The sequence below is a fragment of the Pseudoxanthomonas sp. GW2 genome, assembly GCF_000283075.1.
Lineage (GTDB): Bacteria > Pseudomonadota > Gammaproteobacteria > Xanthomonadales > Xanthomonadaceae > Pseudoxanthomonas.
In genome coordinates this window covers 1-16,921 of sequence record NZ_ALIP01000007.1, presented here as the reverse complement: position 1 = coordinate 16,921, position 16,921 = coordinate 1, and the positions used below count along the sequence as shown (strand labels likewise).

13 protein-coding genes and 1 pseudogene are annotated in these 16,921 nt (G+C 72.4%); 4 read left to right on the top strand and 10 right to left on the bottom strand.

Features of this window, described 5'->3' with window-relative positions:
• The coding region (locus tag B351_RS15945) for a pyridoxal phosphate-dependent aminotransferase (protein ID WP_019397102.1) at positions 1-997 on the top strand (997 nt) is incomplete at its 5' end.
• Positions 998-1,310: 313 nt separating this feature from the next.
• On the opposite strand, the gene zipA is transcribed toward B351_RS15945, so the two are convergent.
• Both zipA and smc read right to left on the bottom strand, forming a co-directional pair.
• A complete protein-coding gene (gene zipA / locus B351_RS0100515) occupies positions 1,311-2,045 on the bottom strand; it encodes a cell division protein ZipA (protein WP_019397101.1) in 735 nt (244 codons plus the stop codon).
• An 83-nt stretch (positions 2,046-2,128) separates the two neighbouring features.
• Positions 2,129-5,632, bottom strand: coding sequence for a chromosome segregation protein SMC (gene smc / locus B351_RS0100510; RefSeq protein WP_019397100.1), 3,504 nt, complete (start codon positions 5,630-5,632; stop codon positions 2,129-2,131).
• Positions 5,633-5,878: 246 nt separating this feature from the next.
• Here smc and ubiM point away from each other — a divergent pair, with 246 nt between their 5' ends.
• A complete protein-coding gene (ubiM, locus tag B351_RS0100505; protein ID WP_019397099.1) occupies positions 5,879-7,108 on the top strand; it encodes a 5-demethoxyubiquinol-8 5-hydroxylase UbiM in 1,230 nt (409 codons plus the stop codon).
• A gap of 3 nt (positions 7,109-7,111) precedes the next feature.
• Here the strand turns inward: ubiM and B351_RS0100500 are convergent, their stop codons facing one another.
• From B351_RS0100500 to B351_RS0100470, 7 genes are all read right to left on the bottom strand, one after another.
• Positions 7,112-7,672, bottom strand: a complete 561-nt coding sequence (locus B351_RS0100500; protein WP_019397098.1) for an NADPH-dependent FMN reductase — start codon at positions 7,670-7,672, stop codon at positions 7,112-7,114.
• Between the two features lie 78 nt (positions 7,673-7,750).
• Complete coding sequence (gene asnB / locus B351_RS0100495; RefSeq protein WP_026010186.1) at positions 7,751-9,682, bottom strand: asparagine synthase (glutamine-hydrolyzing); 1,932 nt, start codon at positions 9,680-9,682, stop codon at positions 7,751-7,753.
• A 1-nt stretch (position 9,683) separates the two neighbouring features.
• Positions 9,684-11,948, bottom strand: coding sequence for a thiamine pyrophosphate-dependent enzyme (locus tag B351_RS0100490; RefSeq protein WP_019397096.1), 2,265 nt, complete (start codon positions 11,946-11,948; stop codon positions 9,684-9,686).
• A 178-nt stretch (positions 11,949-12,126) separates the two neighbouring features.
• Positions 12,127-12,675, bottom strand: coding sequence for a GNAT family N-acetyltransferase (locus B351_RS0100485; RefSeq protein ID WP_026010185.1), 549 nt, complete (start codon positions 12,673-12,675; stop codon positions 12,127-12,129).
• A 50-nt stretch (positions 12,676-12,725) separates the two neighbouring features.
• Positions 12,726-13,274 (bottom strand): GNAT family N-acetyltransferase, encoded by a 549-nt coding sequence (locus B351_RS0100480; RefSeq protein ID WP_019397094.1) that lies wholly within the window; start codon positions 13,272-13,274, stop codon positions 12,726-12,728.
• A gap of 5 nt (positions 13,275-13,279) precedes the next feature.
• Positions 13,280-14,443, bottom strand: coding sequence for an acyl-CoA dehydrogenase family protein (locus B351_RS0100475; RefSeq protein WP_019397093.1), 1,164 nt, complete (start codon positions 14,441-14,443; stop codon positions 13,280-13,282).
• 129 nt (positions 14,444-14,572) lie between these two features.
• Positions 14,573-15,379 (bottom strand): glycine zipper 2TM domain-containing protein, encoded by an 807-nt coding sequence (locus B351_RS0100470; protein ID WP_019397092.1) that lies wholly within the window; start codon positions 15,377-15,379, stop codon positions 14,573-14,575.
• A 154-nt stretch (positions 15,380-15,533) separates the two neighbouring features.
• Here B351_RS0100470 and B351_RS0100465 point away from each other — a divergent pair, with 154 nt between their 5' ends.
• Positions 15,534-15,761 (top strand): DUF6116 family protein, encoded by a 228-nt coding sequence (locus tag B351_RS0100465; protein ID WP_019397091.1) that lies wholly within the window; start codon positions 15,534-15,536, stop codon positions 15,759-15,761.
• Positions 15,761-16,555, top strand: coding sequence for a TatD family hydrolase (locus tag B351_RS0100460; RefSeq protein WP_019397090.1), 795 nt, complete (start codon positions 15,761-15,763; stop codon positions 16,553-16,555). Before B351_RS0100465 ends, B351_RS0100460 begins: the two co-directional genes overlap by 1 nt.
• Here the strand turns inward: B351_RS0100460 and B351_RS15940 are convergent.
• A pseudogene (locus B351_RS15940) lies at positions 16,552-16,921 on the bottom strand (tRNA threonylcarbamoyladenosine dehydratase); the annotation flags it as partial. The gene B351_RS0100460 and the pseudogene B351_RS15940 overlap by 4 nt on opposite strands.

Genomic DNA, 16,921 nt, shown 5'->3' with positions numbered 1-16,921 from the left:
GCCGGTGCTGCTCAACTTCAACGAATGCCCGTTGGGTCCCTCGCCCGCCGCGCAGGAGGCGGTGCGCGCGATCCTGCCCGCCAGCGGCCGCTACCTGTTCGGCCTGCGCGGGGAGCTGGCCGCCGAGTTCGCGCACCAGCACGGGTTGCCGGTCGACCACGTGGCCGTCTACGCCGGCTCCAGCGACCCGCTGGACCGCGCCGCGCTGGCCTTCACCGGCCCGCAGCGGCCGCTGGTGCTGGCCGACCCGACCTTCGAGGCAGTGGCCGACACCGCCGCCGCGCAGGGCGCGGCCGTGCACCGGGTGCGGCTGCGCGCCGACGGCAGCCACGACGTGCGCGCCATGGCCGCGGCCGCGCCGCAGGCGGGCCTGGTCTACGTGTGCAACCCGAACAACCCGACCGGCTCGGTGACCGCGCGTGCCGAGCTGGACTGGCTGCTGGCGAACAAGCCCGCCGGCAGCGTGCTGCTGGTGGACGAGGCCTACATCGAGTACAGCCAGGAGCGCTCGATGCTGGACCACGTGCGCGCCGGCGCCGACGTGGTCGTGCTGCGTACCTTCTCCAAGATCTACGGCATGGCTGGCCTGCGCCTGGGCCTGGCCCTGGGCCGCCCCGACCTGCTGGCGAAGCTGGCGGCGTTCGGCAGCAATCCGCTGCCGGCCACCGCCCTGGCCGCCGGCCTGGCCAGCCTGCGCGATCCGGGCCTGGTGCCGGAACGGCGCCGGGCCAATGCACTGGTGCGCGACCAGACCATCGCCTGGCTGCAGGCGCGCGGCTATCCCTGCCTGCCATCGCAGGCCAACTGCTTCATGGTCGATGTCGGCACCGACGGCAGGGAGTTCGCCGCGGCGATGGCCGGACACGGGGTGCTGATCGGCCGCAGCTGGCCGGTGTGGCCCAGCCGGGTCCGGGTCACGGTGGGTACCGGGGAGGAGATGGCGCGCTTCCGCGAGGTGTTCGCCCTGCTCGCGCCGGCGCGGGCGGCGGCGGCGTAGGCGCCGGGCAGGCTGCAGGCTGCCGGGGCGCGAGGCCCGTCGTTCCGGCAGGCGTCGGAATCCATGCGCATGCACGGCTGCGGACGCGGTGCGGGCATGCGCGGGTCCGCTTCACAGTCACGGCCACGCGACGGCCAGCGCTCCGGGGCGAAAGCATCGGGTGCGCGGGCTCCGGACGGGGCCCAGGCGCAACGACCCGGTCCACACACCGCCCACGCCCTCGCGGGACAGGCGCCAGGTGTGCTCCAGGCAGGGGACGACGAAGGGTGGCGTGGCCCGGGCCGGGATGGCCATGGCGGCACGCCGGCGCCGCCTACCAGCGCGGCGCCTTGGTCAGCGGCGGCGCTTCGTGCTGGCGGTCGTAGGCGCGCAGCTCGTCGCGGATATGGGCGATGCGCTGGCGGCCCAGGGCGTTGCGGTTCTCGTCCAGGACCACGCCGTCCAGCAGTTCGGCCATGCGCTGCACGGTCGGCAGCATCTTCTCCCAGGCGTCCAGCGCCGGGACCGGCGCGGGCAGGGTCAGGAAGAACGCGATCGCCGGGGTCTCCAGCTCGCGGATGTTGGCCATGTCGAAGCTGCCGGGCTTGATGATGCTGGCCATGCTGAACACCGGACCGCGGTCCGGATGGCCCTCCAGCAGGCGGTGGAACACGTTCATGTGGCCGAAGACCATGCCGGTCTTCTCCGCGGCCACCACGATGTCCTCGCCACGCAGCACGCTGCCGGCACGGGCGGCCACGTACAGCGACACGATCTTGTCGAAGTCCTGGATCTCGCGCTTGCCCAGGGTGCTGGTCGACGCCGCCGCCGCCGGCTCCTCCAGGCCCAGCTCGGGCTGGCTGACCTCGCCACCCGCGGCTTCGGCGCCCTCGCCTTCCCCATCGTCGTCCAGCTGCGGCTCGCGGCGCGCGGCGGCGGCCGGCGCGGGCGATTCGCGGCGCCGGCCCTGCTGCTCCTTGCGCGGGCGGGAGCCGAAGTACCAGATCGCCAGCATCAGCAACGCGCCGGCAACGAGGATGCCGATGCGCAGCAGGTCTCTGTCGTCCATGGATTCAGTTCTCCGCCGTATGCCAGTCAGGGTGCAAGCATGTCATGCCGCCAGCGCCGGAAAAACCCCGGCGCCAGGCCTGCTCAGGCGGCGCCGGCCAGGCGCGCGGCCTCCTCCAGGTCCACGCTCACCAGGCGCGACACGCCCGGCTCGCGCATGGTCACGCCGGACAGCTGGTGCGCGGCCTCCATCGTCGCCTTGTTGTGGGTGACGAACAGGAACTGCACCTTCTCGCTCATTTCCTTGACCATCGCCGCCAGGCGGCCGACGTTGGCCTCGTCCAGCGGCGCGTCCACCTCGTCCAGCAGGCAGAACGGCGCCGGGTTGAGCTGGAAGATGGCGAACACCAGGGCCACCGCGGTCATCGCCTTCTCGCCGCCGGACAGCAGCGAGATGTTGGACACGCGCTTGCCCGGCGGGCGCGCCATGATCGCCACGCCGGTATCCAGCAGGTCGTCGCCGGTCAGCTCCAGGTAGGCGTGGCCGCCGCCGAACAGGCGCGGGTACAGCGCCTGCACGCCGGCGTTGACCCGGTCGAAGGTGTCCTTGAAGCGGCCGCGGGTCTCGCGGTCGATCTTGCGGATCGCCTCCTCCAGGGTCTCCAGCGCCGCGGCCAGGTCGGCGTTTTGCGAATCCAGGTACTGCTTGCGCTGCTCGGCCTCGCCGCATTCCTGGATCGCGGCGAGGTTGACCGGCTCCAGGCGGCGCATGCGCGCGTCGATCTGCACCACCGCCTGCTCCCACTCGCGCGGGTCGGCGACCTCGGGCAGGGTGTTGAGCACGTCATCGACGGCCTGGCCGTCCTCGCCGATCGCCTGCACCAGCTGCTCGGCCTTCAGCTGCAGCGCCTGCTGCTCCAGGCGCAGCTGGGAAATGCGCTCGCGCTGGGCCAGCGACTGCTGGTCGCGCTCCTGGCGCGACTGCTCGTGGCTGCGCAGCTCGTGGTCGATCGCCTCCAGCACGGCGCGGGCCTCGCCCAGCGCGCGCTCGACCCGCACGCGTTCAGCCAGCGCCGCCTGGTGCTCGGCCTCCAGCGCCTGCACCGGCGAATCGCCGGTCTCCAGCTGGGAGCTGATCTCGCCCAGGCGCGACTCCAGCTGCGCGCGCTGCGCCGACATGCGCTGCAGCGACTGGGTCAGCGAGGCGATCTGGGTGCGCTGCGACTCCAGGCCCAGGGCCAGGGCGTGGGTGGCGTCGCGGCTGGCGCGCGCGGCCTCGCGCGCCAGGTCGCGGGCCTCGGTGCGCTGGCGGCGCTCGGCTTCCAGGGCCTGGCGCTCGGCTTCGAGGTCGCCCATGGCCACCACCGCTTCCTCCAGCCGCGCGCGCGCCTCGCGCGCCTGCTCGCGGCTGGCCTCCAGGGTCTGGGCCAGCTGCGCCAGCTCGGCCTCGATGCGTTCGATGCGCTGGCGCGCGCTGTCCATCCGGCCCTGCTGGCTCTGCAGCTGGCCGGCCAGCTCGGACACGGCGCGGTGCGCCAGGTACAGCTGGCGCTGGGCGTCCTCGCGCGCCTGCTCGGCGGCCAGCAGGCGCCCGCGCAGGTCGGCCAGGTGGGCCTCCAGGTCGGCCTCGCGCGCCTGCAGTTCCTCGATGGTGGCGCGCAGGGCCTGGATCTCGCGCTCGCGCAGCAGCGCACCCTGCCGGGCGGCGCCCTGGCGCGAGACCCGCACCCAGCCCTCGCCCAGGCGCTCGCCGGCGCGGGTGATGACCGAGTCGCCTTCCGCCAGCTGCGGCAGCAGGGCGCGCGCGGCGGCCAGGTCCTCGGCTGCGTGCAGGCGCGCCAGCAGGCGCCGGATCGCCAGCGGGCCGCGTACCTTCGCCGCCAGCGAGGTCGGCGCGAAGCCGGCCTCGCCCTCGCCGTCGGCGACCAGGGCGATGCGGCCCTCGCCGAGATCGGCCAGGGCCTCGACCAGCTGCTCCGGGGCGTCGACCAGCACGCCTTCGATCAGCTGGCCCAGGGCGCTCTCGACCGCGTTCTCCCAGCCGTCCTCGACCACCAGGCGCTCGCCGACGCGGGCCGCCGAATCCAGGCCGCGGGCCTTGAGCCAGGCCACCGCGGCGCCCTGCTCCTGGCCCAGCGCGGCCTGCTGCAGGGTCTCCAGCGAGGACAGGCGGCCGCGCGCGGCCTGGGCCTGCTTGCGCACCTCGGCCAGCTCGGCCTGGGCGGCGCGCTGCTGGTCCTGCACCGTCGCCACGTCCTGCTTGCGCGCCTCCAGCAGCTCGTTGAGCCCGTCCAGCTCGGTCTTGCGGGTCTCGTGCTCGATCTGCGCCTGCTCGAAGGCTTCGGCCAGCGATTCGACGTCCAGCCCGGCGCGTTCGGCCTGCAGGGCCTCGCGGCGGCGCTCGGCTTCCAGTGCCTGGCGGTCCAGGTAGTCGACGCGGGTGCGCTCGACCTCGCCTGCGCGCGACGCCTCGGCGGCCTGGCGGCCATGCACTTCCCAGCGCTGCTGCCAGTCGGCCAGCGCCGCCTCGGCCTCGCGCAGGGCCTCCTGGCGGAACACGTCGTCCTCGCGCAGCTGCTCCAGGCGCGGCTCGGCCTCCTCGACCGAGGCCTGCAGCGCCTCCAGCTTCTCGCGGTCGCCGCCGATGTGGCGGTCCAGCTCCTCCAGCGCGGTGGCGGTCTCGTCGCGGGCCTGGTTCAGGCGGTTGGCCAGCTCGCGCTGGTGCTGGATCTGCTGCTCGATCCGGGCCAGCACGCCGCCGACCTTGTAGACCTCGGCCTGGGCGGCGTTGAGCGCCTCGGCAGCCTCCTCGCGACGCACGCGGCCGGTCTCGATCTCGCGCTCGGCCTCGCGCTGGCCGGCGATGATCCGCTCCAGCCTGGTCTCTTCCTGCGCCAGCTTCTCGCGCAGGGCCTGCAGCTGCTGGTCCAGCAGCCGGTACTGCAGCGCCTTCCACTGCGCGTCCTTGACCTTCCGCTCCGCGGCCAGGGCCTGGTACTGCTCGGCCTGGCGCGCCTGGCGGCGCAGGTGTTCGAGCTGCTTGTCGACCTCCTCGCGCAGGTCGTTGAGGCGGTCCAGGTTCTCGCGGGTGTGGCGGATGCGGGTCTCGGTCTCCTTGCGCCGTTCCTTGTACTTGGAGATGCCGGCGGCCTCCTCCAGGTAGACGCGCAGGTCCTCGGGCCGGGCCTCGATGATCTGGCTGATCATGCCCTGCTCGATGATCGAATAGCTGCGCGGGCCCAGGCCGGTGCCGAGGAACAGGTCGGTGATGTCGCGGCGGCGGCACTTGGTGCCGTTGAGGTAGTAGCTGCTCTGGCCGTCGCGGCTGACCGTGCGCTTGACCGAGATCTCGTTGTAGGCGGCGTACTCGCCGGAGATGGTGTGGTCGGAGTTGTCGAAGATCAGCTCGACCGTGGCCTGCGACACCGGCTTGCGCGCGGCCGAGCCGGAGAAGATCACGTCGGTCAGCGAGTCGCCGCGCAGGCGGCTGGCCGAGCTCTCGCCCATCACCCAGCGCACCGCGTCGATGATGTTGGACTTGCCGCACCCGTTGGGACCGACGATGCCGGTCATGTTGGTGGGCAGGTGCAGCGTGGTCGGATCGACGAACGACTTGAATCCGGACAGCTTGATGGTGGACAGGCGCATGCGGCAGTCGCTTCCCGTGGTGGAACCGGGCGCCGCCCTGGCCCCACCGATTGATGTGGTTTATCCGGAACTTCCCCCAAATGGCTGATCCACAATGGCGGAAACGCCGGGAAACCGGCGCCGGACGGGGCAGTATAGCCGCCGCGGCCGGGATCCCTGCAGGCCCTGCGCCCGGTTTGACCAGGATCAGGGCCGGGGCCGCCGGGCCCACCTAGACTCGCGCACGGTCCCTGGCAGGAGAAGCGCATGCAGTACGACGTGGTGATCGTGGGTGCCGGCCCGGTCGGGCTGAGCCTGGCGCGGGCGTTGGCACCGCTGGGCCTGGGCGTGGCCCTGGTCGAGCGCCAGCCGCGGGCGGCGCTGGCCGAGCCGGCCTTCGACGGCCGCGAGATCGCCCTGACCCACGCCTCCATGCGCCTGCTGGGCGAGCTCGGCATCTGGGAGCGGATCCCGGCCGGGCACGTCCACCCGCTGCGCCAGGCCCGGATCATGGACCGCGACCTGGCCGAAGCCATGGTGGTCGACCCCGATCCCGGCCACGACCGCCTCGGCAACCTGGTGGCCAACCACCTGATCCGGCGCGCGGCCTGGGACGCGGTCCAGGCCACGCCGGGCATCGAGCTGCACGACCAGGCCCGGATCGCCGCCCTGCACGCCGGCCCCGACGCGGCCTGGGTGCAGCTGCAGGACGGCCCGCGCCTGCATGCACGCCTGCTGGTGGCGGCCGACAGCCGCTTCTCCGAGACCCGTCGCGCGCTGGGCATCGACGCCGACCTGCACGACTTCGGCAAGAGCATGCTGGTGTGCCGGATGCGGCACGAGCACCCGCACCACCACGCTGCCTGGGAATGGTTCGGCACCGGCGCCACCCGCGCCCTGCTGCCGCTGGACGAGCACCTGGCCTCTGCCGTGCTGACCCTGCCCGGCGAGCAGGCCCGGGCCCTGGCGGCGATGGACGAGGCCGGCTTCAACGCTGCGGTGGAGCGGCTTTACGACGGCCGCCTGGGCAGGATGGAACTGGCCGGCAGCCGCCACGTCTATCCCCTGGTGGCGACCTGGGCACGGCGCTTCGTGGGCCCGCGCCTGGCCCTGGCCGGCGACGCCGCTGTGGGCATGCACCCGGTCACCGCGCACGGCTTCAACCTGGGCCTGGCCGGCGTTGAGCGCCTGGCCGCCGTGCTGCGCATCGCCGTACGGCAGGGCCGCGACCCGGGCGACCCGGCGCTGCTGGCCATGTACCAGCGCCGCCACCGCCAGGGCTGCTGGCCGCTGTTCCAGGCCACGCGTGCGGTAGTCGGGCTGTACACCAACGACCGCCCGGCCGCGCGCGTGCTGCGTGCCGCGACCCTGCGCGTAGGTGCGGCACTGGCACCCTTCCGGCGGCTGGTCGCGGCCTCGCTCACCGATGCCGGGCCGGTGGACGCCAGCCCGCTGCAACGCCTGCGCTCGGGCCTGAGCCAGTTGCGGCCGTCGTGAGGCTCAGGCCTCGCCGCGCTGGCGGTCGATCCAGGCCACGAAGCGGTCGACGAAATCCTCGAGGAACTCGCGCGTATCCGGGCTGGTGATCCGGCCATCGTCCGCGACCAGGCCTTCCTTGAACTGGATGAAGGCCTCCGGCTGCGGCAGCACCGCCATGTCCAGGTAGGACAACACGTTGCGCAGGTGCTGCTGGGCCAGGGCGGTGCCGATCGCGCCTGGCGAGGCCCCGGTCACCGCCGCCGGCAGGCCGGCGAAGGCACTGTCGCCGTAGGGGCGCGAGCCGATGTCGATCGCGTTCTTGAGCACGCCCGGGACCGAGCGGTTGTATTCCGGGGTCACGAACAGCACCGCGTCGGCGCCACGGACCTGCTGCTTGAACGCCGTGCACTCGGGCGGGTAGTCGCCGTCGAAGTCCTGGTTGTAGAGCGGCAGGTTGCCGATCTGGAGATAGTCGAACTCCAGCCGGTCCTCGCCCAGCCGCTCCAGCGCGCGCGCCAGCTGGCGGTTGATCGAGTCCTTGCGAAGGCTGCCGACGATGACCGCCACCTTGCGCCTGTTCATGGGCCTGCTCCTGGAAGGGAAGGTCCGATCCTAGGAAGCGCCATGCGTGGCCGGGGTGAAGGCCCGGCGCGGCCTGCCTCAGCCGCCGCGGCTGGCCCGCCAGCAGGCGTGCCAGGCCTGGAACATCAGCACGTTCCACAGGTGCGTGTGCCACTTGCGCTGACCGCGGCGGAAGCCGCGCCAGACCGCGTCCACCCGCGCCGCGTTGAACAGGCCTTCGCGGCGCATCGCCACCGGATCCAGCAGGTCGCCAGCCCATTGCGCCAGGTCCCCGCGCAGCCATTGCCCGACCGGCGCGCCGAAGCCGCGCTTGGGGCGGTCGACCATGGCATCCGGCAGGTAGCCGCGCAGCACCCGCTTGAGCAGGTACTTGCTGGTGTCCCCGCGCAGCTTCATGTGCTGCGGCAGCGACCAGGCCAGCTCCACCACCCGCCAGTCCAGCAGCGGCGCGCGCGCCTCCAGGCCCACCGCCATGCTCGTGCGGTCGACCTTGCACAGCAGGTCGTCAGGCAGGTAGGCCATGAAGTCGGCCAGCATCATCGCCTCGGCCTCGCGCCCAGGCAGGCCCAGCGGATCGGCCTCGTGGTAGATGGTCTGCGGCTCGCGCGCGCCGGTCACCACCGCGGCCGGGTTGCGCCAGCGCGAGACGCGGTTGCGGTAGACGTCGCCGATGCCCTGCACGCCGGACTCGGCCAGCAGGGTCGCCACGCCGCCGGTGCGCGCCGATTCGCCGCGCGCCCCGGGGAGGCGGGCCAGGCCGTGGCGCAGCAGGCGTGGCAGGGTCCGCGCCATGCGCCAGTTGCGCAGCGCGCGCTGGTAGCGGCCATAGCCGAAGAACAGCTCGTCGCCGCCGTCGCCGGAAAGCACCACCGTCACCTCCTGGCGCGCCAGGCGGCTGACCATCGCGGTGGGGATCTGCGAGGCATCGGCGAACGGCTCGTCGAACATCGCCGGCAGCTGCGGCACCACCGCCAGCGCGTCGGCGCCGTCGACCTCGAACTCGGTGTGCGCCGTGCCCAGGTAGTCGGCCACCTCGCGCGCCAGCGGCGCCTCGTCGTGGTCCGAGCCGCGGAAGCCGATGGTGAAGCTGCGCACCGGCTCCGCGCTCTGCGCCTGCATCAGCGCGGCCACGGTGGACGAATCGGTGCCGCCGGACAGGAACACGCCCACCGGCACGTCGGCGACCATGCGCAGGCCCACCGCGTCGCGCAGCACCGCATCCAGCGCCGCGGCGGCTTCGCCGTCGCCGCCGACGAACGGGGTGGCGATGGCCTTGCGCATGCGTTCGCGCGGGTCCCACCAGCGCTGCTGCGCGCGCTGCGGGTCGTGCGCGGCGGCGCCGGCGGCCGCCGCCGCCGCGTCCAGCCGCAGCAGGCTGCCGGGCATCAGCTTGAACGCGCGCTCGTGGATGCAGTACGGCGCCGGGATGTAGTTGAAGCGCAGCAGCAGGGCCAGCGCGTCGCGGTCCACGCCGTTGTCGAAATCCGGGTGCCGCCACAACGCCTTCAGCTCGGAGCCGAACACCAGGGCGTCGCCGGCCCAGCCGTAGTACAGCGGCTTCTTGCCGACCCGGTCGCGGGCCAGCCACAGGCAGCGTTCGCGGCGGTCCCACAGGGCGATGGCGAACATGCCGTTGCAGCGCTGCAGGGCGTCCTCGATGCCCCACTCGGCCACCGCCGCCAGCAGCACCTCGGTGTCCGAGTGCCCGCGGAAGCGGTGCCCCACCGCCGCCAGCGCGGCGCGCAGCGGGACGAAGTTGTAGACCTCGCCGTTGTAGGCCAGCACGTAGCGGCCGTCGGCCGATTCCATCGGCTGGTGGCCCAGCGGCGACAGGTCGAGGATGCTCAGGCGCTGGTGCGCCAGGGCGATGCCGGCCTGGGCATCGACCCAGGTACCGGCGTCGTCCGGTCCGCGGTGCACCAGCGCGCCGCCCATCTCCCGGGCGCGCGCGGCCAGCACGTCGCCGTGCAGCCGCGGCTGCGCCATCAGGAATCCTGCAAGTCCACACATCTCAGCTGTCCAGCTCCGCGGCCGCGGCGACGATGTCGTCCTCGCCCGGGATGACCAGGAACGCGGCGCCTGCCAGCGGAGTGTACGTGTCCGCGCCCACCACGCGGCGGAACGGGCGCGCGCCGAAGCCGCCCTCGATGATCGCGGTGACCACGCCTTCGCCCACGCCGGCGCTGCGCCGGCCCTCGTCCACGACCAGCAGGCGCCTGGCGCTGGCCGCCTGCTCGCGGATGAACTCCTCGTTCAGCGGCACCAGCCAGCGCAGGTCGACCACCCGCACCTTCCAGCCCTGGCGTTCCTCGATCCGGCGCGCGGCGCGCAGGCTCATGGGCACGCCGTTGCCGTAGGTGATGATCACCAGGTCGTCGTTGCCCTCGCCGTAGACCCTGCCCTCGCCCAGCGGCATGGCCCGGCCCTGCTCCGGGTACGGGAACAGCCACTGGCCGTCGCCGGCCTCGTGCAGGTCCTTGGCCATGTACAGCGCGATCGGCTCCAGGAACACGGCCACGCGGCCGTCGACCTTCGCCAGCGCGGCCAGGGTGCGCAGCATCTCCACCGCGTCGTCGCCGCGGCTGGGGCAGCCGACCACCAGGCCGGGGATGTCGCGCAGGGCGGTGATCGAGTTGTCGTTGTGGAAGTGGCCGCCGAAGCCGCGCTGGTAGCCTAGGCCGGCGATGCGCACCAGCATCGGGTTGGCGTACTGGCCGTTGCTGAAGAACTGCAGCGAGCAGGCCTCGCCGCGGACCTGGTCGCAGGCGTTGTGGAAATACGCCAGGTACTGGATCTCCGGGATCGGCAGCATGCCCATGTTGGCGTAGCCCTGGGCCAGGCCGAGGATCATGGTCTCGTCCAGCAGGGTGTTGAACACGCGGTTGCCGCGGAAGGCCTTGTACAGGCCCTTGGTCACCGTGTACACGCCGCCCTTCTGCGCCACGTCCTCGCCGAACAGCAGGCTTTCCGGGTACTTGGCCAGCAGCTCGTGCAGGGCCTGGTTGATCTGGACCGCCAGGTGGCGCGGCGCCTGCTTCTCCGGCAGCCTGTCGGCGCCGCCGTAGGCGGCGATGCGCGCATCTTCCGGCGCCGGGCGCGTGGCCTCGGCCGCCACCGCGTCGGGCGAGTATGGCGCCAGCGGCGCCATCACCTGCTCCAGGCTGGCGAGCTTGGGCCGGCGGTCGGCTTCCTCCGCGGCGGCGAAGCAGCGGCGGCGGATGGACTCGTACAGCTCCAGCAGTTCGTCCTTCGAGTAAAGCCCCGACTCCAGGGCGATGGCCGCGCTGCGCAGCAGCGGATCGCTGGCCTCCACCGCGCAAAGCTCTTCGATGCTGCGCCACTCGATCTCGAAGTCGGTGCCGGCGTGGCCCATGATCCGGGTGGTGCGCAGGTGCAGGAAGGTCGGCCGGCGGGTGCTGCGGCAGTGCTCCACCGCCGCCTGCACCTGGGCGTAGCCTGCGGCCAGGTCGAGGCCGTCGGCGTGGAAGTAGTCCAGGCCCGGCATGTTGCGGAAGCGGTTGCCGATCCAGCCGTCAGGGGACTTCACCGAGATGCCGATGCCGTTGTCCTCGCACACGAACAGCACCGGCGCCGGCAGCTTCTGGTAGGCGGTCCAGGCCGCGGCGTTGAATGCGGTCTGCGCGGTGGCGTGGTTGGCCGATGCGTCGCCGAAGGAACAGATGGCGATGCTGTCGGCCGGCACCGGCAGGGCGTGGCCGATGCGCCGCGCCTGCTCGATGGCGATGGCCGTGCCCAGCGCCTTGGGCAGGTGCGAGGCGATGGTCGAGGTCTGCGGCAGCACCCACAGTGGCTTGCTGCCCCAGACCTTGTGGCGGCCGCCGGAGGCTGGGTCCTCGGCGCTGGCGGCGAAGCTCAGCGCCGAATCCATCACCGGGTCCATGCCCGGCAGCTTGCGGAAGCGCTCGGCCATGAAGCCGCCGCTGCGGTAGTGCAGGAACGCCGGATCGGTATGGCGGGCCAGCCGCGCGACCATGGCGTTGCCCTCGTGGCCGCTGGAGCCGATGGTGTAGAAGACCTTGTTCTGCACCCGCAGCACGCGCGCCATCAGGTCCAGGTGGCGGCTGACCAGCTGCGACTCGAACAGTTCGCGGAAGCCGCGCGCGTCCAGCGCGCTGCCCGGCAACACCGGTTCGTCGTCGCGCGGGCGCGGCCGCGGGCTGCCCTCCCAGGCGCGCACGGCCTCGGTGAAGTTGCGGTCGCAGATCTCGGCGCGGTTGATGCCCTTCTTCCAGGCGGGAATGGCGGCTGCGTTCATGCGTCGGCGGGTCGGTGTCCTGTGCGGGGCGGCGTGCGCCCCGGTGTTGTCGGGATCCAGCGGCGGCCAGTCCGCGCCCGCGCATGCGCGCGCCGGTGCCGGATGGCCTGGGTAGTGTGGACCGCCTGGGCGCCGGGGGCGGCATCGCGGCGGCGTTCGGGCAAGGCGCGCAAGGGATTCACCCGCGCGCGGCGCGGAACGCGCGCCATTCGTCGCGGGTCTGGCCCCAGATCTCGGCGGTGGCATCCAGCGGCGGCGGCAGCTGCCCCATGCGCAGGTAGCGCGAGCCGAGCTTGGTGGCCACCACCTTCGACCTTTCGTTGGCCGGTTCGATGGTGTGGATCACCTCCTCCCAGCCCAGCACGTCGAATACCCAGTCCATGCACGCGGCCGCCGCTTCCGGCGCATAGCCACGGCCCCAGTGGCTGCGGACGATGCTCCAGCCCACCTCCGGGCCCGGCCAGCCCTCCGGCTGCCACGGGCCGACGCGGCCGATCCACTGCCCGCTGGCCTTCTCGATCACCGAGAACATGGCATGGCCCTGCAGGTGCCAGCAGCCGAGCATCGCCGCCAGCCCGCGCCAGGCCACCGGGCGCGGCTGCACGCCGCCGATATGGCGGGTGGCTTCCTCGTCGGCCACGAACGCCGCCCAGGCCTCGAAGTCTTCCCTGCGCGGCACCCGCAGCAGCAGGCGCGGGGTTTCCAGTTGCAGCCGTTCCAGGTCCATCAGCCAGGCTCCTGTGCGATCGTTCGGGTGGCGGTCCGCGGCGACCGGGCTCAGGCGACGGCTGCGCGCCGCGCCAGCCATTGCGCGCGGGTCTGGCCCCAGATGTCGATCCGCGCTCCGGCGAAGGGCTCGGGCAACCGGCCGGGTCCCTGGTTGCGCGAACCCAGGCGCTGGGCCACCCGCTGCGAGGGGAGGTTCTCCGGGTCGATGCAATGGATGACATGGTCCCAGCCCAGTTCCGCGAACGCCCAGTCGATCGCCGCGGTGGCCGCCTCGGTGGCGTAGCCCCGGCCCCAGGCCTGGGGATGGAAGCTCCAGCCGACCTCGTTGCCCGGCCAGCCCTCCGGCCGCCACGGGCCGGACTGGCCCAGCCACAGGCCGGTGGCCCTGTCGATCACCGAGAACATGGCGAAACCCTGCACCATCCACGCGCCGGGCATCTGCAGGAACTTGCGCCAGGCCGCGGCGCGGCTGGCGCTGCCGCCGATGAAGCGGCAGGCATGTTCGTCGGCCAGCAGCTCGGCGTAGCGCTCGAAGTCGGCCGCCTGCGGCGGACGCAGGACCAGCCGCTCGGTCTCGATGACGGGGCCCTGCGGCATGCCGGTCAGAACGCGTTGATGCCGGTCAGCTCGCGCCCGATCACCAGCTGGTGCACGGTCTCGGTGCCCTCGTAGGTGATCACCGATTCCAGGTTCAGGGCGTGGCGGATCGCGGCGTGCTCGGTGGTGATGCCGGCGCCGCCCAGCAGGTCGCGGCACTCGCGGGCGATGTCGATGGCCATGCGGCAGTTGTTCCACTTGGCCAGCGAGACCTGCTGCGGCTGCATCCGGCCGGCGTCCTTCAGCCGCCCCAGCTGCAGCACCAGCAGCTGCGCCAGGGTGATGCGGCGGGCCATGTCGGCCAGCTTGATCTGCGCGCTCTGGGTCGCCGCGACCGGGCGGCCGAACAGGATGCGTTCCTTGCTGTAGTTCAGCGCCTCGTCCAGGCAGGCGATGGCGGCGCCGATCGGACCCCAGGTGATGCCGTAGCGGGCCTGGGTCAGGCAGCCCAGCGGGCCCTTGAGGCCCTTGACGTTGGGCAGGCGGTTGGCCTCCGGCACGCGCACGTTGTCGAAGAACAGCGACGAGGTCACCGAGGCGCGCAGCGACATCTTGTGCTTGATCTCCTGGGCGGTGAAGCCGGGCATGCCCTTCTCCACGATGAAACCCTGGATGCCCTCCTCGGTCTGCGCCCAGACGATGGCGATGTCGGCCAGGTTGCCGTTGGTGATCCACATCTTCGAGCCGTTGAGCACCCAGTCGCCGCCATCCTTGCGGGCGTGGGTCTTCATGTTGGCCGGGTCGGAGCCGCCGTGCGGCTCGGTCAGGCCGAAGCAGCCGATCACCTCGCCGGCGGCCATGCGCGGCAGCCACTGCCGCCGCTGCTCCTCCGAGCCGTAGGCGTAGATCGGGTACATGCACAGCGAGGACTGCACGCTGACGAAGCTGCGCAGGCCGCTGTCGCCGCGCTCCAGCTCCTGGCAGATCAGGCCGTAGCTGACCGCGTTGAGGCCGGCGCAGCCGTATTCCTCCGGCAGCGAGGAACCGAGCAGGCCCAGCGACGCGATCTCCGGGACCAGCTCCTTCGGGAAGCGGCCCTGGTCGAAGCACTCGCCGATGATCGGCAGCACCCGCTCGTCGGTGAACCGGGCTACCGCCTCCTGCACGGCACGCTCCTCTTCGCTGAGCATGGAACGCACGTCGTACAGGTCGTAGGCGGAAAGGGCCATGGCGGATACCGGTTGGGGAAATGGTTGCGATTGTATCCACCGCCCCCGGTGCGCGGGCAATGCGCAGCGCGGCAAAAAAGAAGGCCGCCCCCGGGGGAGCGGCCTTCGGTGCTGGCAACGGGCCCGCGCTTACTGGCGGTTGGCGCCCTGCGCGCCGACGTCCACGCCGGCGGTGACGATCTTGCCGTCGACCACCGGCAGGCGGTCGGACTGCGGCTCCTGGTCCAGGCGCAGGGTGCCTTCCTGGCCCTGGTAGCGGTAGGTCACGTCGTAGCCGACCACCTTGTCCTCGGTGCCCAGGGCGATGCGCTCGCCGGGCTTCTTGTCCATGCGCTTGGTGCCGGTGGTGCCGTCCGGGTTGCGGAAGGTCACGGTGTAGCCGATCACCCGGCTGGACTCGGAGGTGGCGTACTCGGTGCGGCACTGGCGCTCGGTGCGGCTGACGACCTTGCCGCCGACGTGGCGCTTGTCGACCTGGTTGCCGATCACGCCGCCGGCCACGGCGCCGGCCGCGGTGGCGACCTTCTTGCCCTTGCCGCCGCCGACCTGGTTGCCGATCAGGCCACCGATGACCGCGCCGGCCACGGTGCCGCCGACGTTGCCGTCGCGCTCGGGCAGGCGCTCCTGCACCACCACGTCCTCGCACACTTCATGCGGGACCGACTGGGTGGTGGACTCGCGCACCGGCTCGGTGCCGATCACGGTGGCGTAGCGCTGTTCCTTCTCGGTCACCGGGGTGACGGAAAGGATCTCGGCAAACTCCAGCGCCGGGGTCTCCGGCAGCGCATCGCTGGCGGCGACATCGCCGTCCTGGGCCGGAGCGGTGATGGCAGCGACGTCGGAGCCGCCGTCACGGTTGTTCATGTAGGCGGCAGTGGCGATGCCGCCGACCAGCAGGGCACCTGCTGCGATGAGAACGGTGGTGGCTTGTTTCATGGCCGTTGGCTCCTGCGGGACCCATCCCGCTGTTTGACGGGCGCATTCCATCACGGCGAAGCTGAACAGGACCCCGAACAATTTTCCAACATCGCCACGAGCCGGCGCGGACGCGGCATGCTGGTATCCGGATCTTCCCCACGGAGCCGCCGCCATGGCCAACCCCCTGTTGCTGCCCCTGCTGGAATGGGCGCGCCGGTTGCGCTTCCCGACCCTGTTCAAGCTGACCGCCGCGGTGTTCGTGCTCAGCGTGCTGCTGCCCGATCCGGTGCCGTTCATCGACGAGGTCGCGCTGGGCCTGGGCACCCTGCTGCTGGCCAACTGGAAGCGCCGCAAGGATCCGCTGCCGGCGCGATCGCAGGTGCTGCCACCCGGACGCTGATGGACCTGGTCGACAGCCACTGCCACCTGGACGTACCCGAGTTCGACCCCGACCGCGCGCAGGTGGTCGCGCGCGCGCGCGATGCCGGCGTGCGCCGCCAGGTGGTGCCTGCGATCCATGCCACCGGCTGGCCCGGCCTGCGCGACCCCTGCCGCGCCGCGCCGGGACTGTTCCCGGCCTACGGCCTGCATCCGCTGTTCCTGGCCGAACACCAGCCCGCGCACCTGGAACGCCTGCGCGAATGGGTCGAGCGCGAGCAGCCGGTGGCGGTCGGCGAATGCGGGCTGGATTTCTTCGTCGAGGACCTGGACCGCCAGGCCCAGGCCGGCTACTTCGAGGCGCAGCTGCGCCTGGCGCGCGATGCCGGCCTGCCGGTGATCGTGCACGCGCGGCGCGCGGTGGACGCGGTGATCGCCGCGATCCGCCGCATCGGCGGCGCCAAGTCGGGCCAGCCTTCGCGCCTGCGCGGCGTGGTGCACAGCTTCGCCGGCAGCCCCGAGCAGGCGCGCCAGCTGTGGGACCTGGGCTTCCTGGTCGGCCTCGGCGGCCCGGTCACCTACGAGCGCGCGCAGCGCCTGCGCCGGCTGGTGGCGGAGATGCCGCTGGAATTCCTGCTGCTGGAAACCGATGCGCCGGACCAGCCCGATGCCGCGCACCGCGGCCAGCGCAACGAACCGGCGCGGCTGCGCACGGTGCTGGACACCATCGCCATGCTGCGCGACGAGGACCCGGCCGCGATCGCCGCGGCCACCACCGCCAACGCCGAACGCCTGTTCGGCCTGCCGCCGACCTAGCCGGCCACGGCGCAGGCGAAGCCGGCCGCATCCGCCGACGGCGCCGGCCGTCCCTTGAGCAGCATCTCCAGCGCCTTGCCGGCGGCGGCGAAGGCGAACGCGCCGGTGACATGGGTGGCCGCGCCCAGGCCGGTGCCGCAGTCCAGCTTCAGCGCTGCGTCGGCGCCCAGCTTCGGGCGTACGCCGCTGACGCTGCCGTCGAACTGCGGGTACTTCACGTTCTCCAGCGAGTACACCGCCGGCACGCCGAAGAAGCGCTGCGGATTGCGCGGGAAACCGAACTCGGCGCGCAGCTTCTTGCGCACCAGGGCAAGCATGGCGTCGTGCTCGGTGCGCGACAGGTCGCGCACCCGCACCAGGGTCGGG

Excerpts from the sequence above, each read along its gene's own strand:
- zipA (WP_019397101.1), bottom strand. The coding sequence starts at position 2,045 with ATGGACGACAGAGACCTGCTGCGCATCGGCATCCTCGTTGCCGGCGCG.
- smc (WP_019397100.1), bottom strand. The coding sequence starts at position 5,632 with ATGCGCCTGTCCACCATCAAGCTGTCCGGATTCAAGTCGTTCGTCGAT.
- ubiM (WP_019397099.1), top strand. The coding sequence starts at position 5,879 with ATGCAGTACGACGTGGTGATCGTGGGTGCCGGCCCGGTCGGGCTGAGC.
- B351_RS0100500 (WP_019397098.1), bottom strand. The coding sequence starts at position 7,672 with ATGAACAGGCGCAAGGTGGCGGTCATCGTCGGCAGCCTTCGCAAGGAC.
- asnB (WP_026010186.1), bottom strand. The coding sequence starts at position 9,682 with ATGTGTGGACTTGCAGGATTCCTGATGGCGCAGCCGCGGCTGCACGGC.
- B351_RS0100490 (WP_019397096.1), bottom strand. The coding sequence starts at position 11,948 with ATGAACGCAGCCGCCATTCCCGCCTGGAAGAAGGGCATCAACCGCGCC.
- B351_RS0100485 (WP_026010185.1), bottom strand. The coding sequence starts at position 12,675 with ATGGACCTGGAACGGCTGCAACTGGAAACCCCGCGCCTGCTGCTGCGG.
- B351_RS0100480 (WP_019397094.1), bottom strand. The coding sequence starts at position 13,274 with ATGCCGCAGGGCCCCGTCATCGAGACCGAGCGGCTGGTCCTGCGTCCG.
- B351_RS0100475 (WP_019397093.1), bottom strand. The coding sequence starts at position 14,443 with ATGGCCCTTTCCGCCTACGACCTGTACGACGTGCGTTCCATGCTCAGC.
- B351_RS0100470 (WP_019397092.1), bottom strand. The coding sequence starts at position 15,379 with ATGAAACAAGCCACCACCGTTCTCATCGCAGCAGGTGCCCTGCTGGTC.
- B351_RS0100465 (WP_019397091.1), top strand. The coding sequence starts at position 15,534 with ATGGCCAACCCCCTGTTGCTGCCCCTGCTGGAATGGGCGCGCCGGTTG.
- B351_RS0100460 (WP_019397090.1), top strand. The coding sequence starts at position 15,761 with ATGGACCTGGTCGACAGCCACTGCCACCTGGACGTACCCGAGTTCGAC.